Below are 25,046 nucleotides of genomic sequence, written 5' to 3'. Positions count from 1 at the left end.
TAGGCTGGCTGCATGCATGGTGAGTACAAGGTTCCCGGCGGCAAACTCGTGGTCGTCGACCTCGACTCAGTCGATGGTCGCATCGCGAACTTCCGACTGGCGGGTGACTTCTTCCTCGAGCCCGACGACGCCCTTCCGCTGATCAACGCGGCCGTCGAGGGCCTGCCGGTCGAGAGCGATGCCGCCACGATCGCGGCCGCCGTCAAGGCGGCGCTGCCCGAGGGGGCGCAGCTGCTCGGCTTCAGCCCCGAGGCCGTGGCGGTCGCCGTGCGCCGCTCGCTCGCCAAGGCCACCGGATGGCGCGACTACGACTGGCAGGTCATTCACTCGAAGGCCGTTCCGCCGGTCGAGCAGATGGCTCTCGACGAGGTGCTCGCGGTCGAGGTGGGCGAGGGGCGTCGACAGCCGACGATGCGCATCTGGGAGTGGGAGTCGCCGGCCGTGGTGATCGGCAGCTTCCAGTCGCTGAAGAACGAGGTCGACCTCGAGAACGCCCGGAAGTACGGCTTCGACGTCGTGCGTCGCATCTCGGGGGGCGGCGCCATGTTCATGGAGGCCGGCTCGGTCATCACGTACTCCATCTACGTTCCCGCGGCCCTCGTCTCGGGCATGACGTTCGCCGACTCCTACGCCTTCCTCGACGAGTGGGTCATCATCGCGCTGAAGTCCCTCGGTATCGACGCGCACTACGCGCCGCTCAACGACATCACGAGCCCGACCGGCAAGATCGGCGGGGCCGCGCAGAAGCGTCTGGGCAATGGCGCCGTCGTGCACCACGTCACCATGAGCTATGACATGGACGGCGAGAAGATGGTGCAGGTGCTGCGCATCGGGCGCGAGAAGATGAGCGACAAGGGCACGAAGTCTGCGGCGAAGCGCGTCGACCCCCTGCGCAGCCAGACCGGTCTGTCGCGGGCCGAGATCATCGACAAGATGATCGCCACCTTCACCGGCCTCTACGGAGCGACCCCCGGCGACATCACCGACGACGAGTACGCCAAGGCCGAAGAGCTGGTGCGCACCAAGTTCAGCACGCCGGAGTGGATCGGCCGCGTTCCGTAAAGACCGAGGTCGGCGAGCAGCTCAGCGGGTCGTGAGTGGCTGGTACTCCTCGTGGTTGTCGATGTAGGTCGCCACGAAGGGGCAGGCCGGAATCACGCGCTGCGTTCCCTCGGCGATCTGGTCGAGCACGCCCTGCACGAGAACGCTGCCGAGCCCGCCGTGCTGCTTGCTCGGATCGATCTCGGTGTGGGTGATCGCGATGGCGTCGCCCCGCAGTTCGTAGTCGGCGAGTCCGACCTGCTCATCGTCGACCCAGAGGGTGTAGCGGCTGGCATCGGGCTCGTGGCGCACTTCGCGGCTCTGCATTCAACGAACGATACGCCCACTCCAGACCTGCCACAATTGCAGGATGCCCGACCATGCGATCGATCCGGCGTCCGTCTCGGGCGTCAGCCGGGTCATCCAGGGCGACAATCTCCCCGTTCTGGCGAGCCTGCCCGACGAGACCTTCACGCTGATCTACCTCGACCCGCCGTTCAACACGGGCCGGGTGCAGAAGAGACAGTCCACGACGTCGGTCCGCACCGCGGCGGGGGTCGGGTCGATCACGGGGTTCAAGGGCCGCAGCTACGAACGCATCAAGGGCGATCTGCTTGCCTACGACGACGCGTTCGAGAACTACTGGGAGTTCATCGAGCCGCGCCTTCTCGAGGCCTGGCGGCTGCTCGCTCCCGATGGAACGCTGTACCTGCACCTCGACTACCGCGAGGCGCACTACGCGAAGGTGCTGCTCGACGCGCTGTTCGGCCGGGAGAGCTTTCTCAACGAGATCATCTGGGCCTACGACTACGGGGCCAAGTCGAAGAGCCGGTGGCCCGCCAAGCACGACACGATTCTCGTCTACGTGAAAGACCCGGCGCGCTACTACTTCGACTCGTCGACCGTCGACCGCGAGCCGTACATGGCTCCGGGGCTGGTCACGGCCGAGAAGGCCGCCCGCGGCAAGCTGCCCACGGATGTGTGGTGGCACACGATCGTGTCGCCGACCGGCCGTGAGAAGACCGGCTATCCCACCCAGAAGCCCGAGGGCATCCTGCGGCGCATCGTGCAGGCATCGAGCCGCGAAGGCGACTGGGTTCTCGACTTCTTCGCCGGAAGCGGCACAACCGGCGCCGTCGCCCAGGCCCTGGGGCGCCGTTTCGTGCTGGTCGACCAGAACCCCGAGGCCATTCAGGTGATGCGCGACCGCCTGCCCGACGTGCCCGTGGTGGTGGCGTCGGCACCGTAGGCCGCCGCGCGGAAAAACGTCTGCGCCCGGCCGGCGCATCCGCCACCGGTCGAAGGGCAGCGGATGCGCCGAGTGGGCGCGAACCACGGTGGTGCGGGCGGGGCTAGTGCACGGGCATCGGCACGGCGTCTGCCGAGTCGGATGCGCCGGCCCCGGCGGGTGCCGCCCCATGGCTGAGCGACAGGCCCTGGCCACGGCGGCGGAACAGCAGCGCTGAGACCACGGCGCCGAAGGCGAAGAAACCGGCACCCCACCAGTAGGCGGTGGCGTAGCTGGCGATGGCGGCGTTCGCGGCGACCTCGGCGGTGACCGGGGCGTTCGACGCGAGGTAGTCGGCGGCCGCGGTGGCCGCGAGCGTGTTCATCAGGGCCACACCGATCGAGCCTCCGACCTGCTGGCTCGTGTTGACCATCGCCGACGCGACGCCCGCGAACTCGCGGTCGACGCCGAGGGTGGCGGTCTGCATCGAGGCCGGCATGATCGTGCCCATTCCGAAGCCCATGATCATGAGCGCCGGCAGAACATTGGCCGCGTAGCTGCTGTCGAGGTCGAGCCGCGTGAGCATGACCATCGCGATCGTGGCGATGATCATTCCGGCGGGCACCATGATCTTCGGGCCGAAGCGCGGAACGAAGAGGTTCGTGCCGAGCTGGGCGGCCAGAACGAGCATCGCGATCATCGGCAGGAACGACAGGCCGGTCTGGATGGGCGAGAAGCCCAACGAGGCCTGCAGGTAGTAGGTGACGAAGAGGAAGATGCCGAACATGCCGGCGCCCGCGATGAGCACCGAGGCGTAGGCCGCACCGCGGTTGCGGTCGAGCACGATCTTCAGCGGAAGCAGGGGGTGTGCCGCCCGGCGCTGCCAGAGGACGAAGGCGACCAGCAGTACGGCTGCTCCGGCGAGCATGCCCCAGGTGAGGGGGGAATCCCAGCCGTCGGTCTCGGCGTTCGCGAAGCCGTAGACCAGGCCGAAGAGGCCGCCCGAGATGAGCACGGTGCCCGGGATGTCGAGCTTCGGGCGGGGGCCCGTGCGCTTCGACTCAGAGAGGTAGACGGCCGCGCCGATCACGCCGATGATGGCGATGAAGACGTTGATGTAGAGGTTCCAGCGCCAGTCGAAGCGCTCCGTGAGGAACCCGCCGAGCAGCAGGCCGACGGCTCCACCGGCGCCGGCGATTGCTCCGAAGATTCCGAACGCGCGGGCGCGCTCCTTCGGAATGGTGAAAGTGGTGGTGAGCACCGCGAGGGCGGTGGGGGCGAGCAACGCGCCGAACACGCCCTGCAGCGCGCGGGCCGCGACGAGGGTTCCGAAGCTCTCGGCGGCTCCTCCGAGGGCCGAGGCGACGGCGAATCCGATGAGGCCGATGATGAAGGTGCGCTTGCGGCCGATGAGGTCGGAGACGCGCCCGCCGAGCAGCAGCAGGCTTCCGAAGGCGAGGGAGTAGGCCGTGACGACCCACTGGCGGTCGCCGTCGCTGAAGCCGAGGTCGGCCTGCGCGGCGGGGAGGGCGATGTTGACGACGGTCGAGTCGAGAACGACCATGAGCTGGGCGAGGGCGACGACGGTGAGCGTCAGCCAGCGGCGTGAAGAGACCTTCGCAGCGTCGGCGACGCTCGAGGGCGAGAGAGAGGTCTGAGTCATGGGCCCAGCATATACGAAACTCCAGAGTTCCGGATAGCTGTAGTTCCGAATTTATCCAGTTCCGATTCTTAACAGTTCCCTAATTGCTAGAGTAGGTGCAGCAGCACATCGCGGACAACAGAAGGAGACGAGCGCAATGACGCAGCTCGACGACGTTCACACGAGTAGTGACGCCCCTAAACTCGGCCGCAGGCGAGACCCTGCCAAAGACCAGCAGATTCTGGATGCCGCGGTCGAGGTTCTCGCCGAGACCGGCTTCGACGGCATGACGATCGACATGGTCGCCTCTCGCGCCGGTGCGGGCAAGGCCACGGTCTACCGCAGGTGGACCTCGAAGAACGAGCTCGTGCTCGACGCGGTGGCCTGCATGAAGAAGGGCGACCTCGACTCGCTTCCCATTCCCGACACCGGCACCCTGCGCGGCGATCTCGTGGCCATGATCCGACCGCCGTCGATTCACGACGCCGAGCGCAAGCTCAAAGTGATGGCCGGTCTCGCGTCGATGCTCTCGTCGGCGCCCGAGCTCGCCGATGCCGCTAACGAGGCCATCGTCGAACCGCGTGCCCGCATCAATCGCATGCTGCTGACCCGGGCCATCGAGCGCGGCGAGATCTCCTCCGACACCGACATCCAGCTCATCTCGCTGATCTCGCCGTCGATGGTGGCGTATCGATCGCTGATTCTGCGCAAGCCCGTCGACCGCGAGTTCCTGATCACCATCATCGACGGGATCATCCTGCCCGCCGTGGGCCTCGGCCCGACGGCCCCCGCGCCCTCAACGCCGGTCGAGTAGTCGCGCGAGGAACGAGCCGGGGCACGCAGTATTCGGGCCGGATGTGCTCATCTCCTCCCATTGCGCTGACGAGTAGCCACGAGGCTGCCGTATCGACGCCACCGTGGGAAGGACTTCGATAACACCGGCTCGTTCCCCGCGCGGCCCCTCAATCAGCGTGTGGTGGGGTCACGTTTATGAGGAGACCGTTCGCGAGTCGATCTCGATACGGCCGTGGCCGGCCTACTCGATCCGCGCAGTGGAACGGTCGGCCTACGCGGTCGGCGTGGCTCCCGACGACTCGCGGATCACCAGCGTTGTCGACATGATCTGTTCGTGCTCGAGCGTGTCGCCCGCGATCAACCGCACGAGGGCGGCGGCCATGCCCGCTCCGAGCTCCGACGAGGGCTGGTGCACGGTGGTGAGGGTCGGGCTCAGCGCGGTGCCGAGCGGGTCGTCGTCGAACCCCGCCACGGCGATGTCGCCGGGAATCGCCCGTCCTCGTTCGCGCAGCACCGGGTAGGCCCCCGCCGCCATCTGGTCGTTCGCGAAGAAGACCGCGTCGATCGACGCGTCGCGGTCGAGGAGCCGACCGATCGCATCCGCCCCCGACGCGGGCGAGAAGCCGCCGATCTCGACGAGGTCGTCGGCGAGCCCTGCGGCATCCATGGCCTCTCGCCAGCCGCGCAACCGGTCGACGCCGGGCGGCATGTCCTGGGGGCCGGCCACGGTGGCGATGCGGGTGCGGCCGAGGGCGATGAGGTGCTCTGTCGCCGAGCGCGCGGCGGCCACGTTGTCGACGTCGACGAAGTAGCTGTCGTCGAGTTCAGGAGTCAGTGGTCGCCCTCCGAAGACGATGGGCAGCTTCTGGCCGAGGCGGGTGTAGGAGTGGTCGCCGGAGTGGTGCGACACCACGAGCGCACCGTCGACGTTTCCGCCGAGCAGGTAGCGCCGGGTTTTGTCGCTCGAGGATTCCGACGCGATGAGCAGGTTGAGCGTGTAGTCGGTGTCGTTGAGGTAGACGGCGACGCCCTGGATGACGGAGGCGAAGAAGGGGTCGCTGAACACGGTCGACGTCTGCTCGGGAACGATGAGCGCGATCACGTTCGTGCGCCGACTGGCGAGCGAACGGGCGGCACGGTTGGGCACGTAGTTGAGCTTCTCGATGGCGGCGTTCACCAGGGCGGTCACCTGCGGGGTGACCGCGGTCGAGCCGTTGACGACTCGCGACACCGTGGCGCGGGACACTCCGGCGACGTGCGCGACCATCTCGAGCGTGGGCGCCTGCGGGGTGGTCGCCTGCTCTGACTGGTCGATCGTCATTGACGGGGCCCTTCTGAAGAGAGGGTCCCATTCTAGAAGCGCGAGCTTCGGCCGCAGCGCAGACGAGCCGCGACGCGCTCGTAGGCTCGCAGTATGACCGAATCGATTCCGCCCACCTCCGTTCGCCAGCTGCGTCTCGTGGTCGAGGCCGAAGACTACGACGCCTCCGTCGCGTTCTATCGCGACGCTCTCGGGCTCAGCGAGCAGGCCGCCTACGAGGGGGAGGGCGATGCGAAGGTCATGATCCTCAACGCCGGCATCGCCACCCTCGAGATCTCCAACCCCGCGCAGGTGCGCATGATCGACCGGGTCGAGGCCGAGGGAAAGCCGAGCGCGCGCATCCGGATCGCCTTCGAGGTCGACGATTCGCCGTCGGTCACCTCTGATCTCGTGGCGGCCGGTGCCGAACTGATCGCCGAGCCCCGCGAGACGCCGTGGCGCTCGGTCAACTCGCGCCTCGACGCGCCGGCCGGCCTGCAGCTCACGATCTTCCAGGAACTCGACTCCCTAGAGACGCGCGAGAGCAGCCCGGACTTCGGCGCAAACACCTGACCCGCGGCCACCTGACCCGCGGTCGCCTGACCCGCGGTCGCGTCTGTTGCCCGGAGCGACGTCTGTTACCCGGCGCCCGGCAACAGGCGTCGCGAGCGGCAACAGGCGCGGGCCGGATGCGCAGGCGCCCGGGGCGCGCGGCTACTCGGCGGCGGGCCGGCCCGCGAACACGGCCGCGAACGCGCGTCCGGAGTCCTTGATCGTGCGCTCCTGCGTGTCGTAGTCGACGCGCACGATGCCGAAGCGCTTGTCGTAGCCCCAGGCCCACTCGAAGTTGTCGAGCAGCGACCACACGAAGTACCCACGAACATCCGCGCCCTCGGCGATCGCCTCCGCCACGGCGGACACGTGGGCCAGGATGAACGCGGCCCGCTCCGGGTCGTGCACTTCACCGTCCTCCGACACGACATCGTCGTAGGCCGCGCCGTTCTCGGTCATGAACAGCGGCGGCAGGTTCGGGTACTCGTGGCCGAGGCGCACGAGAAGGTGGCGCAGTCCGTCGGGGTTCACCTCCCAGTCCATGGCCGTGCGCGGCAGGCCGCGGCTCGGGAACGTCAGGAACTCCGAGCCGACGAACGGCGAGCTCAGGGGGCGCCCGGTATCGACGAGGTGCGGGTCGATGGCGCCCTCGCCCAGCGGATGACCGCTCACGACGTCGTCGTGGTAGTGGTTGATGCCGAGGAAGTCGATGGGTGCCGAGATGATCTCGAGGTCGCCGTCGCGCACGATCTCCGACAGCTGGATGCCGGCGGCCGCCAGGTCGTCGGCGACATCGGCGGGGTAGGCCCCGCGCAGCACGGGGTCGAGGAAGATGCGGTTCATCATGCCGTCGAGGCGGCGGGCCGCGTCGACGTCGACGGGATCGGCCGCGTCGGCGGGAATCGCGTTCGTGAGGTTGAAGGTGACGCCGAGGTTCTGGGCGCCGAGTTCGCGCAGGCGATTCACGGCGAGGCCGTGGGCCAGGTGGTGGTGATGCACGGCCTGGATGGCGGCGAGCGGCTCGCGGCGGCCGGGCGCGTGCACGCCGGCGCCGTATCCGAGCAGAGCGGAGCAGAACGGTTCGTTGAACGTGGTCCAGTGCTTTACCCGATCGCCGAGAACCGCGTAGACGCCCTCGGCGTAGTCGCGGAAGCGGTAGGCCGTGTCGCGGTTGGCCCAGCCGCCCTGCTCCTCGACCGCCTGGGGCAGGTCCCAGTGGTAGAGGGTGAGCCAGGGCAGGATGCCCGCGTCGAGCAGCTCGTCGACGAGGCGCGAGTAGAAGTCGAGCCCGGTGCGGTTGAACTCGCGGTCTCCGGGCTTGATGCGCGACCAGCTGGTCGAGAAGCGGTAGGAGTCGAGCCCCAGCTCCTTCATGATCGCCACGTCGTGCTCGACGCGGTGGTAGTGGTCGACGGCGACCTCGGGGGTGTCGCCGTTGATGATCGCGTGGGGAACGCGCGCGAACGCATCCCACACGGAGTCCTCCTTGCCGCCCTCGTGCGCCGCACCCTCGATCTGGGCGGCGGCCGTGGCCGAGCCCCAGATGAAGCCGGGAGGGAAGGACGAGAACGTGGGTGCGTCGAGCGACATGGTGTGGAGTGCTCCTCTGTAGCGTCGGAGAGAGCGCTCTCTCCGCAATCTCACAACGGTAGGCGACCGCTCCGACGGGTGTCAAACCTGTCGGAGCGGTCGATGCGTATGCGCAGGGTTCCGAGCTACTCCCGGGGCTTCTGCGCGGGCACGCTCCCGGTCGTGGGCTCGATCATCGCTCCGGCCTGGCCGGCGGCGCGGGATGCCTCGAGCTGCATCTCGAGGGCGGCCGCGTCCTCGCGCTCGGCGTCGGAGGAGTTCTTCGACGCCGCCAGGGCGGCCGCATCGTCCGAGGCCTCCTGCAGTGCCGACTTCTGGCGCAGGGGAGTCGCCTTGAGGAACCAGCTCAGCAGGAACGCCAGGAGCACGACGCCGAGGCTGATGTAGAAGCCGGTGACCATGGCGCTCGAGAAGCCGTCGAGGAACGGACGGGCCAGGCGGGGATCGATCAGGTTCAGGAACGACGTGTCGCCGTTCAGTGCCTCGCCGAGCGTGTTGGGCTGGCCGGACTGCGCCAGCTGGATCTGCGTGAGCACGTCGACGTTCGCCTGATCCGCGACCACCTTCGGGTCCTGGCTCGCCGCGGTGATGCCGGCCACGACATCCGGATCGCCGAAGGCCGTCTTGATCGCGCCGGGAGCGCGGGAGAAGACGACCGAGAAGATCACGGCCGTGCCCAGCGTTCCACCGATCTGGCGGAAGAACGTGGCCGCGCTCGTGGCCACACCGATGTCGCGCGGGCCGACCGAGTTCTGGCTGGCGATGGTCAGCGTCTGCATCAGCTGGCCGAGACCCAGTCCCAGCATCAGCATGCCGCCCATGATGAAGATGACGCCGCTGGGCGCCGTGGCGAACGTCAGGTAGAAGAACGCGGCCGACATGAGGAACGTGCCGACGATGGGGAAGATCTTGTACTTGCCCGTGCGGGCGATCACCTGCCCGGAGACGATGGAGGCGATCATCAGGCCGACGACCATCGGAATCATCAGGAGGCCGGACTCGGTAGGCGTGGCGCCGTTCACGATCTGCAGGTAGAGCGGCAGGGTGAGCATGCCGCCGAACATGCCGAAGCCGACGAGGGTGCCGATGACGCTCGCCATCGAGAAGGTCGAGGAGCGGAACAGTGACAGCGGAATCAGCGCGTTGCTGCCCATGCGGCGCTCGACGAGGATGAACGCCACGATGCCGACGGCGCCGATGATGTAGCAGGCGAACGCCCCGACGGAACCCCAGCCCCAGTCACGGCCGTTCTCGGCCACGAGCAGCAGCGGTGCGATTCCCATGACGATGAACGCGGCACCCCACCAGTCGATGCGGGTGTCTCGGCGCGTGTGCGGAATGTGCAGGAAGCTGACCACGAGCACCATGGCGATGGCGGCCACCGGCAGGTTGAGCAGGAAGATCCAGCGCCATCCCGTGATGAAGAAGATCTCGTTCGTGCCGGAGATCAGGCCGCCGAGCAGCGGGCCCAGCACGCTCGAGACGCCGAAGACGGCGAGGAAGTAGCCCTGGTACTTGGCCCGTTCGCGCGGGGCGAGGATGTCACCCATCACGGTGAGGGCGAGCGACATGAGCCCGCCGGCGCCCAGACCCTGGATGGCGCGGAAGCCCGCGAGCTCGAGCATCGACGTCGAGATGCCGGCCAGCAGCGATCCGAGGATGAAGATCGAGATGGCGATGATGTAGAGGGGGCGGCGACCGAAGATGTCGCTGAGCTTGCCGTAGATCGGTGTCGCGATGGTCGAGACCACGAGGTAGGCCGTGGTGACCCAGGCCTGCTGGTCCTGGCCCTTGAGGTCGTCACCGATCGTGCGCATCGAGGTTCCGACGATCGACTGGTCGAGCGCGGCCAGGAACATGCCGGCCATCAGTCCGAAGATGATGAACTTGATCTGGCGGGGCGAGAGCACTCCGCCCGACTCGGCGGCGGCCCGTGCGCGGTCTGCGCTGGTGCTTTTTGCGCGGCCTGAGGCGGCGCCATTCGTGCGTGGCATGAGGAGTCCTGAGCGAAGAGGTGAAAGGAAAGAAGGGGAGTGCGCGAACAGAGCGTCGACAAACTTGCGCGGACTGCAAATTTACACCCCGTGAATGCGCTTCTCAACCACGCGATCGGCGGTCTCAGGCAAACGCGGGCTTGCCCCGTAGGGTGGGGTGGTGAACGAGTTGAGACCGCGCCGAGAACTGCGGCGCCGCGAACCCTCTCGCCGCTCCAAGAACCGCGTGCTCATCGCCGGGTTCGTCGCTATCGTGCTCGTGATCGCAGGCGAGGCGGCGGTGTGGTCCGCGACGACCCAGCGGAACGACGCCGATGCGTCCGTCGCTGCAGACGCGATCTCTGCGGCGGGCGACGCGAGCTCCTCGGTGACCATGCCCACGCTCATTCCGGCGCCCGTCTTCACCGCGGCCGCGGCGACCCCGCAGGAGCCCGCCCCGGCGCCCGCGCCCGCCGGCTTCGACAAGTCGGCCCGCTCGATCGACGACCCCACGAGCATCTGGTTCGTCGTCAACAAGACGCGCCCGATTCCCAACGCGTCCACCTACATCCCGCCCGACCTGGTCGACCTGCGCGCCGACATCCCGAACCCCTACGGCTACCCCCTGCGCCAAGAGGCCGCCGACGCACTCGCCTCCATGGCCGACGCCGCGACCGCCGAGATCGGCCAGCAGCTCGTGGCGCAGAGCGGCTACCGCGCCTACGACATCCAGGAGATCGTCTACAACCGCTACGTCGCCCAGCTCGGCGTGGCCGGAGCAGACCTCACCAGCGCGCGCCCCGGCTACAGCGAGCACCAGACGGGCATGGCCATCGACATCCTCGCCACGGGCAGCGGATGCTCCCTCGACGGCCCCTGCTTCGGCGAGACGACCGCGGGCCAGTGGCTGGCCGCCAATGCCTACCGCTTCGGCTATCTGCTGAGCTATCCGGCAGACAAGACCGCGGTCACGGGATACGAGTACGAGCCGTGGCACTTCCGCTACATAGGCGTCGACCTGGCGACGCAGATGCACAACGAGGGCGTCACGACACTCGAAGAGTTCTTCGGCCTGCCCGCCGCCCCCGGCTACCTTGAGTAGGCCAGAGGCCGCCGCGCGATCCCAGAGCATCCTCGACCGGCCCTACCGCCTGGTGAGCATCGGCGCGTGCGCGCTCATCGTGATCGCGGCCTTCGAGCAGCTTGCCGTCACCACGATCATGCCCGCGATCGCGCGCGATCTGGATGGGCTGGCCCTCTACGCCCTGGCCTTCGCGGGCCCGCTCGCGTCGGGCGTCATCGGCATGGTGCTGGCCGGCGACTGGTCAGACCGGCGCGGCCCTGTGAAGGCGCTCTACGCATCCGTCGCCCTGTTCGCTGTCGGTCTGGTGATCGCGGGAACCTCCGTGTCGATGCCGCTCTTCGTCGCCGGCAGGCTGGTGCAGGGCCTCGGCGGCGGAGCGCTCACCGTGGCCCTCTACGTGATCGTCGCCAAGATCTACCCTCCCAGCCTGCAGCCCAAGATCTTCGGCGCCTTCGCGGCGGCCTGGGTGGTTCCCGCGCTCGTGGGTCCGTTCATCGCCGGGGTGGTGGGCCAGTACCTCGGCTGGCGCTGGGTGTTCCTCGGCGTCGTCGTGCTGGTCGTTCCTGCCATGGCGATGGTGCTTCCGGCCATGCGCAGCATGGCGCCGCACGACCGGCTCGAGCCCGACGGCCGCAGCAGCGCCGCGCGGGCCCTGTGGGCCGTTCTGCTGGCCGTCGCCATCCTGGGCCTGAACATCGCCGCCGATCTGGATGGCGTGGGCCGTTGGCTGCTGGCGGTCGGCGGCCTGGTCGTCGCGCTCGTGGCCCTCCGGCCGCTGCTGCCCGCGGCCAGCCTGCGCCTCAGACGAGGACTCCCGAGCGTCATCGCGGTGCGGGGTCTTCTCTCGGGCGCGTTCATGGGTGCCGAGGTCTACCTGCCCTACGTTCTCACCGAGCGGTTCGGCCTCACGGCGGCGCTCGCCGGGCTCGCGCTCAGCTTCTCGGGAGTGGCCTGGGGTTCGTCGTCGGTGGTTCAGGGGCGCCTCGGCGACCGGGTCACGCACCGCACCGCCATCCGCATCGGCATTCTCGGCGCGACGATCGCGATTGCCATCGTGCTGCTCGTGACCGCTCTCGACCTGCCCGCGTGGATCATCATCGGGGGCTGGTTCGTCGGGGGAGCGGGAATGGGCTTCGCCTATCCGCGCATCACGGTGCTCACCTTCGACTACTCGGCGCCGGCCGAGCAGGGGTTCAACTCCTCGGCCCTCGCCATCGCCGACTCGGGCGGAGCCGCCATCGCGCTGGCGCTCGGAGCCGTCGCGTTCTCGGTCGCCGGCAGTCCGGGGAGCCAGCCGTCGTTCGTGGCGACCTTCGCGTTCTCGCTGGTGGTCGGCATCCTGGCCCTGCTGGTGAGCGCACGTGTCTCGGAGCGTTCGCCGCGCATCTGAGGGGTCGGACGTAGCACAGGTCAATTCCTGATGTCACCCATATGAGGCACACATAAAGATGTGTTGGGATGGAAATAACCCTAGTCAGGCGCTCGTCTTTCCTCTTCGCGCGCCTCGAGTTTCTCCGGAGGAAACCATCTCTCGCCGTACCCGCACCACCCGCTCGTTCGTCGCATCCCTCTTCGTCGCCGCCGTCGCTCTGACCGGCTGCGCGGCCGTCGAAGAGCCCAAGACCGAGGGGGCGGAGCAGGTCAAAGAAGAAGACGTGACGCGTATAGACACGATCTCCCCGGCATCCGGTTCGCTTCTGGGCGGCGAGACGATCACGCTCACCGGCGAAGGACTGTCGGATGTGTCGAGCGTGGTCTTCGGAGGAGTCTCCGCCACGTCGATAACGGCGGCGGCCGACAATCAGCTGCAGGTCGTCGCCCCCGCTGCGGTCGACTATGCGGTGGGCGCGGTGAGCGTGACCGCCCTGAGCGAAGAGAACGAGGTCATCGCCAGCGCCGCGAATTACGACTATCAGGTCCTCACCGGGGTCGATGCGCAGATGCAGTACGCGTTCGCCCATTGGCAGGACTACAACGACGAGGTGTGGGGAATCTTCCCCGACAACGACTGCGGCAACTTCGTGAACCAGACCCTCATCGCCCGTGGATGGGTGGAGACGGAGGAGTGGTACAGCGAGTGGAACACCACCGGCGACTTCAGCGACAGCTGGGCGCGCGGCCCCGCGATGGACGCGTACTTCGCATCCCAGACCGACCGGGCCACGCGTCTGTCGCTCGAGCAGCGCAGCCAGGTCAAGGTCGGAGACGTCGTGATGTTCGACTGGGATCCCGCGGGTGAGAACGGCGTCGACCACACGATGCTCGTCTCGAAGGTCGATCCCGTGACCGGGGCGATCAGCATGGCCGGGCACACCATCGACGCGCAGTACCGCGACCTCGACCAGGCCATCACGGTCGAGAACCCGGGCGCGACCGCCTGGTTCTACAGCATCGCGTAGGGTCGCGCCCGCGCGCTGCCCTGCGCCCTGCCTGCGCCGGTCGAGTAGCCCGGGGCCGCCCTTCGACAGGCTCAGGGAACGGCGGGGCCCTTCGACAGCCTCAGGGAACGGCGGGGCCCTTCGACAGCCTCAGGGAACGGCGGGGCTACTCCGCGAGGGCCTCGTCGACGATCGCCTTCGCCTCTTTCTGCACCTGTCGCAGGTGCTCCTCGCCGAGGAAGCTCTCCGCGTAGATCTTGTAGACGTCTTCGGTGCCGCTGGGGCGCGCCGCGAACCAGGCGTTCTCGGTCACGACCTTGACTCCGCCGATCGCCGCACCGTTTCCGGGAGCGTGGCTGAGCTTCGCGACGATCTGCTCGCCCGCAACCTCGGTGGCGGTGATCGCATCGCCGTCGAGCTTGCCGAGCCGGGCCTTCTGCGCCTTCGTGGCGGCGGCATCCACTCGCTCGTAGGCGGGCGAGCCGAACTTCTCGGTCAGCTCGGCGTAAAGAACGCTGGGCGTCTTGCCGGTCACGGCGAGGATCTCCGCCGCGAGCAGGCACAGGATGATGCCGTCCTTATCGGTCGTCCAGACGGTGCCGTCGAAGCGCAGGAAGCTCGCTCCGGCGCTCTCCTCGCCGCCGAAGGCGACGGTTCCGTCGACGAGCCCGGGAACGAACCACTTGAACCCCACGGGAACCTCGAGCAGTGTGCGTCCGAGCTCGGTGGCGACCCGGTCGATCATGCTCGACGACACGAGGGTCTTGCCGATCGCGGCGTCGGGCTTCCAGTCGGCGCGGTTCGCGTAGAGGTACTGGATGGCGACGGCCAGGTAGTGGTTGGGGTTCATCAGGCCGCCATCCGGTGTGACGATGCCGTGCCGGTCGGCGTCGGCGTCATTGCCCGTGAGGATGTCGTAGTCGTGCTGGTGGGCGAGCACCGATGCCATGGCGCTGGGCGACGACGGGTCCATGCGGATCTTGCCGTCCCAGTCGAGGGTCATGAAGCCCCACTGCGGGTCGACCTCGGGGTTCACCACGGTGAGGTCGATTCCGTAGCGCTCGCGGATGGCCTGCCAGTAGTTGACGCTCGCGCCGCCCAGGGGATCGGCGCCGATGCGTATGCCGGACTTCTTGATGGCCTCCATGTCGATGATGGTGCCGAGGTCGTCGACGTAGTTGTTCATGAAGTCGTAGGTCTCGACCGCGCTGGGCTCTGCGCGCTTGACGCCGCGCAGGCCATCGGCGAGAAGCTCGTTGGCGCGGTTCGCGATCCAGCCCGTGGCGTCGCTGTCGGCGGGGCCTCCGTGGGGCGGGTTGTACTTGAAGCCGCCATCCGCCGGCGGGTTGTGGCTGGGCGTCACGACGATGCCGTCGGCCTGCCCTTCGTTGCTTTCCATCGTTCCCTGAGCTTGTCGAAGGGCCAGGTTGTATTTGATGATCGCGTGGCTTACGGCGGGCGTCGGGGTGAAGCTGTCGAACTCGTCGACGAGAACGCGCACCTCGTTGCCGACGAGCACCTCGAGGGCCGTGGTCTGGGCGGGGCGGCTGAGCGCGTGCGTGTCGATGCCGATGAAGAGGGGGCCGGTGATGCCCTGGCTCGCGCGGTACTCGACGATCGCCTGCGTGGTCGCGGCGATGTGGTCTTCGTTGAAGGCGGTGTTCAGCGATGAGCCGCGATGGCCGCTCGTGCCGAACACGACCTTCTGGTCGGCGATGGAGACATCGGGCTTCAGGTCGTAGTAGGCGCGAATGAGCGCCTCGACATCGACCAGATCTTCAGGGAGGGCAACGGTGCCGGCGCGGTTTTCCATGCCTCACAGTCTGGCACCGGATCCGCCGGCTTGGCAGACCTTGCGTCTCCCGTTCCGCGATTCGTCGGGGCGCCATGGGGAGTGGCCCTGGCTGGCGCGGCTTGTGCCGGGCATGTCTCTCGTCATCGCCTGGGCAGAGCTTGGATTTGCTCGGAGAATTATTCGAACACTTGTGCTATTTAATTCGCAGGAGTACCATAGCTATATGGAAGACAAATTCGACACACTTCGAGCGGTTACCGCGCAGGTGTCGAATATCCATGTGTCGGCAGATCTTGTATCGCTGTCATCCGAAGAGGTGAAGACGTTCATGCGGCTCGCCGCGCGATTGAGGCAAGAGGCCGACCGGGTTTTGGCCTGCGGGTCGGCCGAGATCAATCAGCGGTCTCGCCGAGAGCTGGGTGGGGCCGGGCTGGCCAAGGCCGAGGGCTTCGCCAATCCGCAGACCCTGATCGCAGCGCTGACCGGGTCGACGAAGGTCGATGCGCGAAAGATCGATCACCTGGGCAAGTCGTTGATGGATGCTTCGCCCACGTCGTTCCCGCCGGCGGCCGGTTCCGCAGATGCCGGCGGTGATCACTCAGGCGCGGATGAGCCCGGCGATACTGGGCCGGTACTCCCGCCATGGTTCGCAGCGATGACAGAGCAGATGAGATCGGGTGCCATCACCCCCGACCGGTTCGAGGCACTGCGGGCCGGGCTCGGCAGCAGCAGCGACACGGTCCCCGGTGAGGCCCTTGCGGCCGCAGCGCAGCGAATCCTCGATTGCCTTCACCCCGAGGATCTACCCGAGACCGTCTACCGCGACGCCGCGAATGCGCGGGCGTTCCTCGACCGCGCCGGAGTGGCAGAAAAAGAACGGCAGCAGCTCGCCCGGCAAGAAGCGAAGGTGTGGACCGACCGCGAGGGAATGGTTCACCTTCGCGCCACCTTCGCTCCTGAAGATGGCACCTGGGTGAAGAATGCCCTCGATTTGGTGCTCGGGCCGCGCATCGGCGGCCCGCGATTCGTGCACGGCAAAGCTGCCGCCGCCGCCACAACGCTGGTAGAAGACGAGCGCAGCACAGATCAGATCCGCGCATCCGTGCTGGTCGATCTTCTCAAGACCGGCGCGCTCGCCGACGAGAACGCGATCCTCTCCCAGAAGCGCCCGGCGGTGCAGGTTGTGGTCACCGCCGCAGAGCTCGCTCGCCCCGACGGTGACGGAGTCGCGTTCATCCAGGGAACAGGCATCCCGGTATCGATGAACATGGTTTCGAGGCTGGCCTGCGACACCGGCCTGGTGCCGATCGTGCGCAATGCCGATGGGTCGCCATTAGACCTCGGCCGCGAAGTGCGGCTCTACACTCGGGCGCAACGTGTGGTCATAGCGACTCTCCAGGGCGGCTGTGTCGCCCCTGGCTGCGACGCCCCGGCCTCGTTCTGCGAGGTGCACCACCTGCAGCACTGGAGCGAGGGTGGCAAGACCGATATCAACGACGGAATCCTGCTCTGCCGGTTCCATCACATGCAACTTCACAACGATGGGCACCGAATCATCAGAATTCCTGGCAGAGAGTACGAGGAGTCGTACTACTGGGTGCCGTCCGCACTCCGAGATCCGGGCCAGGCACCGATCAAACTGAGATTCAGGGGCGTTGCGCGCCACAACGCCCAAGCAACCCACGAGCCGCACGAGGCCCACACCGTGCTGCCTGCGGCGAGGTCGCTGTGACGATGCTGGCCGGGCTGAGGTCTACCAGTGCGCCGCTCGAGCCGCGGCCGAGCCTCGGCTGTCAGCGCAGGATCTCCACGAGCAGGATCCAGGCGTTCAGCACCGACGCCATGAACACCACAATCATGCCGCCCGCCACCCAGTAGAGCCCTGACCAGTCGCCGGTGAGCAGCATGACCGCACCCACGAGGAACGGCGCGATCTGGGCCAGAGCGAGGGCGATCTTCGGTGCCGGCGGGCCGGAAGCGTAGTCGGGCCGTCTCGACGCCTGCACCACTCTCCAGGCGGAGTCGAGATTGATGCCGAGCACCACCACCGAGACGACCAGGATCTCAAGACCGACGAACAGGGCGCCCTGGCCCGGGATGAGAGCCACGGCGCCGGCGACCACGATGAGCGTGAGCGAGCCGATGGTGGCTCCGGCTCGCGACGTCATGCCCTGGATGCCGATGATCATCTTGATGTTGGCCGTCATGGCCACGATGATGAGGCCCGCCAGTGCCGCGCCGGCGCCCGTCGTCGCCACGAAGAAGTCGCTCCAACCCTCTGGCAGTGTGGTCATAGCGACCAGTGTGCCGCAGGCGCGGGCCGCTGCGACAGGGTCTCCGCAACAGGGTCTCCGCAGTCCCCCGCGGGGAGTGTCCAATAGGCTCTGAGCCATGTCCGATGCACCCGAGCCCGCCGCCGCCTCCGAGAGCTACAGCTACCTGGGCCCGCGGGGCACGTTCACCGAGGCGGCCCTCGCGCAGGTTCCGGATGCCCGGGGCAAGATCTGGCGGAGCGTCAACAACGTGGGGGAGGCGCTCGACGACGTCGTCTCCGGACGCAGTGTCGCAGCGATGATCGCGATCGAGAACTCGATCGAGGGCGGGGTGAGCGCGACCCAGGATGCGCTGGCGAACATCCCGAACCTGCGCATCGTGGGCGAGTACCTCGTGAAGGTGCAGTTCGTTCTGGTTGCCCGCCCGGGAACGACGCTGGCCGACGTCAAGGTCGTCAACGCGCATCCGGTCGCCTATACCCAATGCCACCACTGGCTCGACGCCAACCTGCCGAGCCACGGCCACATCCCGGCCACGTCGAATGTCGCGGCCGCCGCCTCGCTGTTCGACAACGACCTGGCCGACGCGGCCGTCGCGCCCCCGGGAATCGTCGATCACTACGACCTCGACGTTCTCGCCGAGAACATCGGCGACAACGACAACGCGGTCACCCGGTTCGTGCTGGTGAGCAGGACCACGGAGATTCCGCCCCGCACAGGCGCTGACAAGACGAGCCTCATCGTCGAGCTGCCCGACGACCGGGCCGGTTCGCTGCTCGAGCTGCTCGAGCAGTTCTCGACCCGCGGGGTGAACATGAGCCTGCTGGAGTCCCGGCCGATCGGCGACGCCCTCGGCCGCTACCGCTTCGTGATCGATGCCGACGGGCACATCCTCGACGAGCGGGTGGCGGACTCGCTGCTCGGTGTGCGCCGCTTCAGCCCGAAAGTGATCTTCCTCGGCTCGTACCCGCGCGCCGACAAGGCTCCCATCGAGTACATTCCGCGCTACGACGACGACGTGTTCATCGAGGCGCGCGACTGGCTGCGTGCCGTTATCTCTGGCGAGCCCGAGGACTCGTAAGGCCCGCTGTTAGAACTCGGTGATCGCCGTCTCACCGCGCAGGTGGGCGATCATGTTGAGCGCCAGGAAGTTCCAGTTCTGGAACCCCTTCGTCATGATCGGCTCTCCGTTGTCGGGATTGTAGAACTCGTGCATGCTGCCGGTGCGCTCGAGGTCGCGCCCGAACAGCAGCACGGTCTTTTCGGCCAGCTCGGTCGCCTCGGCCTCGAACCCGTACTTCTGCAGGCCGCGGAACACCAGGTAGTTGCTCACACCCCAGATGGGTCCGAGCCAGTTCGACGGGTTGTTGGATGCCCGCAGGTTGTACTGCTTCTCGAGTCTCGAGAGGGTGCGCACGCCGTAGTTGGCGAAGAAGGTGCGCGGTTCGAGGTACCTCTGCCGCATGCGCTCGGCCTGCTCCTGCGACGCGAAGCCCGCCCACATGGGCATGAAGCTCGACCAGCTGTCGATGCGCAGCAGCAGTGAGTTCCAGGTTCGTGGGGCGCCGCGGTGCAGCCAGTCCTCCGGGTCGATCGGGCGCAGGTTGAGGTCGACGCTGTAGTAGGTGCCGTCGCGCTCGTCCCAGCAGTGCAGGTTCACGGCGTCGGCGAGGTCTTGTGCGTAGCCGCGCCAGACATTCGCCTCTTTCACACGGCCAGCCTCCTCGAGCAGATAGCCGAACGCGAGGAGCTCGCGGTAGAGCAGGGAGTTCAAGTAGATCGATGCGGTGCTCTTGGCCGGGCGGTAGAACACCGATGGGTCGTTGTCGACGCCGATCGCGAAATCGCTCTGCCAGTAGGCGAGCCCGGTGGCCTCGTCGACATGGCTCTCAAGATAGCGTCGCAGGTAGGTCTCGATCGCGTCGAGGTGGTCTGTCACCCAGGCGATACTGCCGGAGCGCTGCGAGAGCAGGGCCGAATGCTGGGCGACGATCGGCTTGTGCATGTTCTCTGAGAAACCGGCCGCGCGCGACGGATCGCCGTGGATCATCGGGCCATCCGGTGTCAACAGAATGGGCATCACGCCGTCTTCATCGGTGTGATCGAGGAAGTTGAGAATGACGCCCTCCTCGTACTCGCGGAAACGGCCCCGCTCGTCGATGTCGGCCTCGACCTGACCGAGTGCGACGCTGATGAACCAGGAGTCCCAGTCCCACAGCGTCGACGAGTAGTAGGCCGAGTCCGCCGTGGCCGGAACCGTGTAGGGGTGACGCAGGATGCCGGTGGGCGGTCGCATCATCTGGTCGCTGCTGGTGTGGATGTAGTCCACGATCCTCTGGGCCAGGTGGTCGTGCATCGGATGCCTCTCGTTCGTCGCCATTGATGACACGATCGTACATTGAAACGTTCCAACGCGGAGGAGCAATCTGCGTACCTCCGCCTGAGACGCAAGCTACGCGGGCACCCTCACGCGCAGCGCGCCGGGCTCGACCCAGCTGTGAACCGCAGTGACCTCACCGAACTCGTCACCGTCGAGCTGGAACTCCTCGGGCTCTGCGACCACCAGCTGCAGGTCCTTGCCGGTGCGGTACGTGACCGAGCGAACGTCCTTCGACAGGTCGATGATTTTGCGACCGGCCGCCGACTTGCGCAGCACCCCGTTCTCCCACGCGATCTTGTTCCACACCTTGAGCCAGCCGAACGGGCCCTCGGGGCGCAACGCCATGATGTCGAGCACCCCGTCGTCGAGCCGGGCATCCGGAATGAGGAGCACGCCGCCGGGCAGCACCCCGCAATTGCCGACCATCACGGTGTGCGCCGAGGTCGACTTGAAGGGGGAGCCGTCGATCGAGAAGCGGAACTTCACCGGGTGCAGTTCGGGCAGCGACCGACCCACGCCATCGACGTAGGCCAGCCATCCGACGGCCTTCTTGAGGCGCGAATTGGTGTTGGCGATCATCTTGGCGTCGAGGCCGAGGCCGGCCATCACGAGGAACACGTGCTCCTGAACATCGCCGTCGGGTCGGGTGATCGCGGCGAGGCCGAGGTCGATGACGCGGTCTTTTCCCGCGAAGATGATGCCGAGCGCCCTCTCGGTGTGCGGAACGCCCATGTTGAGGTTGCGCGCCAGCAGGTTGCCGGTGCCGCTCGGCAGGAGGCCCAGGGCTGCACCGGTGTTGCGGAGTCCCTCGGCGACGGCCCTGACCGTTCCGTCTCCGCCGGCCGCGATGACCACGGTGGCACCCTGCTCGACGGCCTGTCGCGTGAGCTTCTGGCCGGCTTCGTCGATCGTGGTCTCGAACCAGAGGGTCTTGTCGAACCCGGCCGTGGCGGCGGCCCTGTCGACCTCGGCGCGCAGCTTCGAGACGTCGACCTTGATCGGGTTGTACACGACAGCGGCCCTTTGGGGCTGCGCGGGTTCCTCGATAGTGGCCACGAGTGTAAAGCTACCGTCTTGTTCACCGTCGGCGACCCGGGCGCGCGTGCGACGAAAGGTAGGCTTGAACGGTGATCGATCCCGTACTGCTGCGCGAAAATCCCGATGTCATCCGCCGATCGCAGGCGGCGAGGGGCGATTCCGTCGACCTCGTCGACGCGGCCCTGTCTGCCGACGCCGCGCGGCGAGCCGCCATCGGTGAGTACGAGAACCTGCGCGCGACCCAGAATTCGTTCGGCAAGAAGGTGGCCCAGGCCGCCAAAGACGAGAAGAAGGCGCTGGTCGCCGAGGCCCAGTCGCTGGCCGCCGAGGTCAAGGCCGCGAGCCAGCGGGCGACGGATGCCGAGGGCCAGTTCACGACGATCGTGCGGCAGATCGCCAACCCGATCATCGACGGCGTGCCCGCCGGCGGCGAAGACGACTTCGTGACGCTGCGCGAGGTGGGCGACCGCCCCGCATTCGACTTCGAGCCGAAAGACCACGTCGAGCTCGGCGAGACGCTCGGCATCTTCGACCTGGCTCGCGGAGCCAAGGTCTCGGGTGCGCGGTTCTACTACCTCACCGGAATCGGCGCGCGCCTCGAGCTCGCCCTGATGACGCTCGCGCTCGACCGGGCAGAGAAGAACGGGTTCGTCCCGCTGATCGTTCCGACGCTGGTGCGGCCCGAGATCATGGCCGGCACCGGATTCCTCGGCGAGCACTCGGACGAGATCTACTACCTGCCCGCCGACGACCTCTACCTCACGGGCACGAGCGAGGTGGCGCTCGCGGGCTTCCACTCCGACGAGATCCTCGACCTCGAGGGCGGCTCGAAGCGCTACGCCGGTTGGTCGACCTGCTACCGACGCGAGGCCGGCTCGGGCGGAAAAGACACCCGCGGAATCCTGCGCGTGCACCAGTTCAACAAGCTCGAGATGTTCAGCTACGTGCTGCCCGAGAACGCCGAGGCCGAGCACCTCGCCCTGGTGTCGTACCAGGAGCAGATGATGCAGGACCTGGGGCTCAGCTACCGCGTCATCGACACGGCCGCCGGCGATCTCGGCTCATCGGCCGCCCGCAAGTACGACATCGAGGCGTGGATTCCCACCCAGGGCTCGTATCGCGAGCTCACCTCGACCTCGAACTGCACCACGTTCCAGGCGCGCCGGCTCGACACCCGCTACCGCACCGAGAGCGGAAAGACGGCCCCCGTCGCGACGCTCAACGGCACCCTGGCGACGACCCGTTGGATCGTCGCGATCCTCGAGACCCACCAGCAGGCCGACGGCTCGGTGATCGTGCCCGAGGTTCTGCGCCCGTACCTCAACGGGGTCGAGAGAATCGAACCGAAGTGACCGACTCCGCGAGCGGGCCCGACGCATCCGCCCAGCCCACGGCATCCGCTGATCGCTGGCTGCTGGCGCTCGACATCGACGGCACCATCATCTACGAGGACGGCACCCTGACCGACGCCGTTCGCGACGAGGTCGCCCGGGTGTCGGCGCTCGGCCACGAGATCATGCTGGCGACGGGGCGGTCGGTCGCGTCGACGCTGCCCGTGCTCGATCAGCTGTCGATCACGCCCGAGTACGTGGTGTGCTCCAACGGGGCGATCACGCTCAAGCGCGATCCCACCGCCCCGGTCGGCTATAGCCGCGAGTTCGTCGAGACGTTCAACCCGGGGCCGGTGCTCACGAAGATCCGCTCGCACCTGACGGAGGCCAGCTTCGCCGTCGAAGACGAGGAGGGCAACTTCTGCTACTACGGCGCGTTCCCCGTCTCCGTCGCCGACGTGGGCAGCCGGGCCGTGCCGTTCGAGCAGCTGCTCGACATCGAGGCCACCCGGGTCGTCGTGATCTCTCCCGACCACGACATGGAGGACTTTCTGGCCCTCGTCGAGCGCATGGGACTGCACCGCGTGAGCTACGCGATCGGGTGGACCGCCTGGCTCGACATCGCCCCCGACGGCGTGAACAAGGCCACCGGCCTCGAGCGCGTGCGCGAAGCGCTGGGCATTCCGCGCGATCGCGTCTTCGCCATCGGAGACGGACGCAACGACATCGACATGCTCACCTGGGCCGGCGCGCACGGCCGCGGCGTGGCCATGGGCCAGGCGCCCGACGACGTGCTGGCCGTGGCCAGCGAGGTGACGGCATCCGTGCACGACGACGGCCTGGCCGTCGCCCTTCGCCCGTTCTGACGGGCGCCGTGCTCGTTCCGAACCCATCGGTGGATGCGGTTCGGTTAGAATCGTGGCTTGTTCGGTTCTGCCGGGCAAGGAGGGCTGTCCGAGCGGCCGATGGAGCCAGTCTTGAAAACTGGTGGGCAGAAATGTCTCTAGGGTTCGAATCCCTAGCCCTCCGCGCATTCCACCCCGATGACCATGGACCCGAAACCATGGGCGTGAAAGGACCCGAATGAGTGCAGCCTCGTCGCGTCGACGCACGCCCGCGCCTCGACCCTCGGCCATTCGTCACGGGCGTCAGCGCACGGGAACAATCTTCGCGGAGCTGTTCAGAGCCGTCGGGCTGGTTCTCGCAGTGGTGCTGGTGAGCGGTGTCTCGCTCGCGGCGATCGCCACCTGGGACGTGCGGAAGGACCTGACCGTCGTCGCCCTCGCCGGTGAGGAGTCGGACGCTCCGCCGCCGAACATCGCGGCTATCGATGGGGGAGTGAACCTGCTGCTCGTGGGCAGCGACAGCCGCGAGGGCCAGGGCGAGGCATACGGCGACGAGACCTCGAATCTCAACGACGTGACCATGCTGCTGCACATCTCGCAGGATCACTCCAGCGCCTCGGTCATCAGCTTTCCCCGCGACCTCGTGGTGTCGATCCCCGAGTGTCCCGACGGCCAGGGCGGCACGAGTGAGGCGATGTCGGCGCAGCCGATCAACGTGACCCTGCTCTACGGCGGGCTGCCGTGCACCGTGCTGACCGTCGAGAAGCTCACCGGGCTCACGATTCCGTTCGCCGCCGAGGTGCAGTTCAACGGCGTCATCGAGATGTCGAATGCGGTGGGCGGCGTCCCCGTGTGCGTGTCGTCGCCGATCGACGACGAGTGGACCAATACGCACCTCACCCCGGGCACGCACCAGCTGCAGGGCATGGACGCGCTGCAGTTCTTGAGAACACGGCATGGGGTGGGCGACGGAAGCGACCTCGGGCGCATCAGCTCGCAGCAGGTCTTTTTGTCGTCGCTCGTGCGCACGGTGAAGAGCACCGAGACCCTCACCGACGTGACCAAGCTCTACGGGCTCGCGAAGGCCGCCACCGGCAACATGCAGATCTCGACCAGTCTGAGCTCGCCCGACACGATGGTCTCGATCGCGCTCGCCCTCAAAGACATTCCGCTCGAAGACATCGGGTTCTACGCCTACCCGGGAACGACCGGCGGGTCTGGTGTGTACGCAGGCAAGGTGCAGCCGAATGCGGCAGACGCCGAGGAGATGTTCGCGGCGATCCGCGCAGACGAGTCGATCGTCGCCGAGGCGGGCAACACGGGGCTCGGCGCGGAGATCGATCCGAATGCTCTTCCGGCCGTGACCGAGGCGGCATCGAGCGATGCCGCTGCACCAGACGCCGGTGCGCCTGCCGCTGACTCCGCCGCGCCTGCCGACATTGCGGACGCCGCGGCGCGGGACTCCTCTGCCACCGTCCTGCCGAAGAGCATCACGGGCCAATCGGCTGCCGAATACACCTGCAGCAAGGGCTTCGACTACTGATCGATCGGGCCGAAGAGAGACATTCGGCCGACGTCGGCTATGATTGCTGAGGCGCAAGCCAAGGAGACGTCGCATAGTCCGGCCTAGTGCACCACCCTGCTAAGGTGGAGTGGGGGAAACCCCACCGAGGGTTCAAATCCCTCCGTCTCCGCACTGATGTTCATTACTCGGTGAAACCCGCTGGGCCTACGTGGCCAAGCGGGTTTTTGTGTATCCGCAGGGGCGCCTGTCACTGAGGTGCGGAATTCTGCCGCATCC

At 67.3% G+C, this 25,046-nt stretch carries 21 protein-coding genes and 2 tRNA genes; 14 read left to right on the top strand and 9 right to left on the bottom strand.

The features are described 5' to 3' along the window. The first annotated feature begins 12 nt into the window (after window positions 1–12). Window positions 13–1,062, top strand: coding sequence for a lipoate--protein ligase family protein (locus ASF06_RS02810; RefSeq protein ID WP_055943023.1), 1,050 nt, complete (start codon window positions 13–15; stop codon window positions 1,060–1,062). Between the two features lie 21 nt (window positions 1,063–1,083). Here ASF06_RS02810 and ASF06_RS02805 read toward each other — a convergent pair whose 3' ends face one another. Then, window positions 1,084–1,368, bottom strand: a complete 285-nt coding sequence (locus ASF06_RS02805) for a GNAT family N-acetyltransferase (RefSeq protein WP_055943020.1) — start codon at window positions 1,366–1,368, stop codon at window positions 1,084–1,086. Between the two features lie 43 nt (window positions 1,369–1,411). On the opposite strand from ASF06_RS02805, the gene ASF06_RS02800 reads away from it, so the two are divergent. After that, window positions 1,412–2,290 carry a DNA-methyltransferase gene (locus ASF06_RS02800; protein WP_055943017.1) on the top strand — a complete coding sequence of 293 codons (879 nt, stop codon included), beginning with the start codon at window positions 1,412–1,414 and terminating at the stop codon, window positions 2,288–2,290. 103 nt (window positions 2,291–2,393) lie between these two features. On the opposite strand, the gene ASF06_RS02795 is transcribed toward ASF06_RS02800, so the two are convergent. Beyond that, a complete protein-coding gene (locus tag ASF06_RS02795; RefSeq protein ID WP_082479494.1) occupies window positions 2,394–3,932 on the bottom strand; it encodes an MFS transporter in 1,539 nt (512 codons plus the stop codon). A 136-nt stretch (window positions 3,933–4,068) separates the two neighbouring features. On the opposite strand from ASF06_RS02795, the gene ASF06_RS02790 reads away from it, so the two are divergent. Next, window positions 4,069–4,725, top strand: coding sequence for a TetR/AcrR family transcriptional regulator (locus ASF06_RS02790; RefSeq protein ID WP_055943014.1), 657 nt, complete (start codon window positions 4,069–4,071; stop codon window positions 4,723–4,725). Window positions 4,726–4,977: 252 nt separating this feature from the next. Here the strand turns inward: ASF06_RS02790 and ASF06_RS02785 are convergent, their stop codons facing one another. Then, entirely contained in the window at window positions 4,978–6,027 is a 1,050-nt protein-coding gene (locus tag ASF06_RS02785) for a LacI family DNA-binding transcriptional regulator (RefSeq protein WP_055943010.1), read from the bottom strand. Window positions 6,028–6,120: 93 nt separating this feature from the next. On the opposite strand from ASF06_RS02785, the gene ASF06_RS02780 reads away from it, so the two are divergent. Further along, window positions 6,121–6,579 carry a VOC family protein gene (locus ASF06_RS02780; protein WP_055943007.1) on the top strand — a complete coding sequence of 153 codons (459 nt, stop codon included), beginning with the start codon at window positions 6,121–6,123 and terminating at the stop codon, window positions 6,577–6,579. Between the two features lie 141 nt (window positions 6,580–6,720). Here ASF06_RS02780 and ASF06_RS02775 read toward each other — a convergent pair whose 3' ends face one another. Both ASF06_RS02775 and ASF06_RS02770 read right to left on the bottom strand, forming a co-directional pair. Beyond that, entirely contained in the window at window positions 6,721–8,148 is a 1,428-nt protein-coding gene (locus tag ASF06_RS02775) for a glycoside hydrolase family 1 protein (protein ID WP_055943004.1), read from the bottom strand. A 125-nt stretch (window positions 8,149–8,273) separates the two neighbouring features. Continuing rightward, window positions 8,274–10,142, bottom strand: coding sequence for an MDR family MFS transporter (locus ASF06_RS02770; protein ID WP_082500658.1), 1,869 nt, complete (start codon window positions 10,140–10,142; stop codon window positions 8,274–8,276). Window positions 10,143–10,302: 160 nt separating this feature from the next. Here ASF06_RS02770 and ASF06_RS02765 point away from each other — a divergent pair, with 160 nt between their 5' ends. The 3 genes from ASF06_RS02765 to ASF06_RS02755 are packed head-to-tail and all read left to right on the top strand — an operon-like array spanning window position 10,303 to window position 13,604. Continuing rightward, window positions 10,303–11,223: a M15 family metallopeptidase gene (locus ASF06_RS02765; protein WP_157439046.1), complete on the top strand. Its 921-nt coding sequence runs from the start codon at window positions 10,303–10,305 to the stop codon at window positions 11,221–11,223. Then, complete coding sequence (locus ASF06_RS02760) at window positions 11,216–12,595, top strand: MFS transporter (protein ID WP_055942996.1); 1,380 nt, start codon at window positions 11,216–11,218, stop codon at window positions 12,593–12,595. The genes ASF06_RS02765 and ASF06_RS02760 overlap by 8 nt, the downstream gene beginning before the upstream one ends. Window positions 12,596–12,653: 58 nt before the next feature. Further along, window positions 12,654–13,604 carry an amidase domain-containing protein gene (locus tag ASF06_RS02755; RefSeq protein ID WP_082500657.1) on the top strand — a complete coding sequence of 317 codons (951 nt, stop codon included), beginning with the start codon at window positions 12,654–12,656 and terminating at the stop codon, window positions 13,602–13,604. Between the two features lie 145 nt (window positions 13,605–13,749). On the opposite strand, the gene pgm is transcribed toward ASF06_RS02755, so the two are convergent. Next, window positions 13,750–15,396, bottom strand: coding sequence for a phosphoglucomutase (alpha-D-glucose-1,6-bisphosphate-dependent) (gene pgm, locus ASF06_RS02750; RefSeq protein WP_055942990.1), 1,647 nt, complete (start codon window positions 15,394–15,396; stop codon window positions 13,750–13,752). A gap of 112 nt (window positions 15,397–15,508) precedes the next feature. Between pgm and ASF06_RS02745 the strand changes: the two genes are divergently transcribed. Further along, complete coding sequence (locus ASF06_RS02745; protein WP_162237673.1) at window positions 15,509–17,110, top strand: HNH endonuclease signature motif containing protein; 1,602 nt, start codon at window positions 15,509–15,511, stop codon at window positions 17,108–17,110. A gap of 61 nt (window positions 17,111–17,171) precedes the next feature. Here ASF06_RS02745 and ASF06_RS02740 read toward each other — a convergent pair whose 3' ends face one another. Then, a complete protein-coding gene (locus ASF06_RS02740) occupies window positions 17,172–17,672 on the bottom strand; it encodes a hypothetical protein (RefSeq protein ID WP_055942985.1) in 501 nt (166 codons plus the stop codon). Window positions 17,673–17,769: 97 nt separating this feature from the next. Between ASF06_RS02740 and pheA the strand changes: the two genes are divergently transcribed. Further along, entirely contained in the window at window positions 17,770–18,732 is a 963-nt protein-coding gene (gene pheA, locus ASF06_RS02735) for a prephenate dehydratase (protein ID WP_055942983.1), read from the top strand. 9 nt (window positions 18,733–18,741) lie between these two features. Here pheA and ASF06_RS02730 read toward each other — a convergent pair whose 3' ends face one another. Both ASF06_RS02730 and ASF06_RS02725 read right to left on the bottom strand, forming a co-directional pair. Continuing rightward, a complete protein-coding gene (locus ASF06_RS02730) occupies window positions 18,742–20,031 on the bottom strand; it encodes an MGH1-like glycoside hydrolase domain-containing protein (protein ID WP_055942980.1) in 1,290 nt (429 codons plus the stop codon). A 72-nt stretch (window positions 20,032–20,103) separates the two neighbouring features. Next, entirely contained in the window at window positions 20,104–21,087 is a 984-nt protein-coding gene (locus ASF06_RS02725) for a diacylglycerol/lipid kinase family protein (protein WP_055942978.1), read from the bottom strand. Between the two features lie 71 nt (window positions 21,088–21,158). On the opposite strand from ASF06_RS02725, the gene serS reads away from it, so the two are divergent. From serS to ASF06_RS02705, 5 genes are all read left to right on the top strand, one after another. Further along, window positions 21,159–22,421: a serine--tRNA ligase gene (serS, locus tag ASF06_RS02720; protein WP_055924803.1), complete on the top strand. Its 1,263-nt coding sequence runs from the start codon at window positions 21,159–21,161 to the stop codon at window positions 22,419–22,421. Next, window positions 22,418–23,266, top strand: a complete 849-nt coding sequence (locus ASF06_RS02715; RefSeq protein WP_055942975.1) for an HAD family hydrolase — start codon at window positions 22,418–22,420, stop codon at window positions 23,264–23,266. The genes serS and ASF06_RS02715 overlap by 4 nt, the downstream gene beginning before the upstream one ends. Window positions 23,267–23,344: 78 nt before the next feature. Next, window positions 23,345–23,429, top strand: a tRNA-Ser gene (locus ASF06_RS19340). A 54-nt stretch (window positions 23,430–23,483) separates the two neighbouring features. After that, complete coding sequence (locus tag ASF06_RS02710) at window positions 23,484–24,788, top strand: LCP family protein (RefSeq protein ID WP_055942972.1); 1,305 nt, start codon at window positions 23,484–23,486, stop codon at window positions 24,786–24,788. Between the two features lie 62 nt (window positions 24,789–24,850). Continuing rightward, window positions 24,851–24,939, top strand: a tRNA-Ser gene (locus tag ASF06_RS02705). Window positions 24,940–25,046 lie beyond the last annotated feature (107 nt).

This window comes from Agreia sp. Leaf244, from assembly GCF_001422695.1.
GTDB lineage: Bacteria > Actinomycetota > Actinomycetes > Actinomycetales > Microbacteriaceae > Agreia.
Note: the sequence above shows the minus strand (reverse complement) of the source record. Positions and strands in the feature narration are given on the sequence as shown.

Coding starts and splice junctions, on each gene's coding strand:
- ASF06_RS02810 (WP_055943023.1), top strand. CDS start 13: ATGCATGGTGAGTACAAGGTTCCCGGCGGCAAACTCGTGGTCGTCGAC.
- ASF06_RS02805 (WP_055943020.1), bottom strand. CDS start 1,368: ATGCAGAGCCGCGAAGTGCGCCACGAGCCCGATGCCAGCCGCTACACC.
- ASF06_RS02800 (WP_055943017.1), top strand. CDS start 1,412: ATGCCCGACCATGCGATCGATCCGGCGTCCGTCTCGGGCGTCAGCCGG.
- ASF06_RS02795 (WP_082479494.1), bottom strand. CDS start 3,932: ATGACTCAGACCTCTCTCTCGCCCTCGAGCGTCGCCGACGCTGCGAAG.
- ASF06_RS02790 (WP_055943014.1), top strand. CDS start 4,069: ATGACGCAGCTCGACGACGTTCACACGAGTAGTGACGCCCCTAAACTC.
- ASF06_RS02785 (WP_055943010.1), bottom strand. CDS start 6,027: ATGACGATCGACCAGTCAGAGCAGGCGACCACCCCGCAGGCGCCCACG.
- ASF06_RS02780 (WP_055943007.1), top strand. CDS start 6,121: ATGACCGAATCGATTCCGCCCACCTCCGTTCGCCAGCTGCGTCTCGTG.
- ASF06_RS02775 (WP_055943004.1), bottom strand. CDS start 8,148: ATGTCGCTCGACGCACCCACGTTCTCGTCCTTCCCTCCCGGCTTCATC.
- ASF06_RS02770 (WP_082500658.1), bottom strand. CDS start 10,142: ATGCCACGCACGAATGGCGCCGCCTCAGGCCGCGCAAAAAGCACCAGC.
- ASF06_RS02755 (WP_082500657.1), top strand. CDS start 12,654: ATGTGTTGGGATGGAAATAACCCTAGTCAGGCGCTCGTCTTTCCTCTT.
- pgm (WP_055942990.1), bottom strand. CDS start 15,396: ATGGAAAACCGCGCCGGCACCGTTGCCCTCCCTGAAGATCTGGTCGAT.
- ASF06_RS02745 (WP_162237673.1), top strand. CDS start 15,509: ATGTCTCTCGTCATCGCCTGGGCAGAGCTTGGATTTGCTCGGAGAATT.
- ASF06_RS02740 (WP_055942985.1), bottom strand. CDS start 17,672: ATGACCACACTGCCAGAGGGTTGGAGCGACTTCTTCGTGGCGACGACG.
- pheA (WP_055942983.1), top strand. CDS start 17,770: ATGTCCGATGCACCCGAGCCCGCCGCCGCCTCCGAGAGCTACAGCTAC.
- ASF06_RS02730 (WP_055942980.1), bottom strand. CDS start 20,031: ATGGCGACGAACGAGAGGCATCCGATGCACGACCACCTGGCCCAGAGG.
- ASF06_RS02710 (WP_055942972.1), top strand. CDS start 23,484: ATGAGTGCAGCCTCGTCGCGTCGACGCACGCCCGCGCCTCGACCCTCG.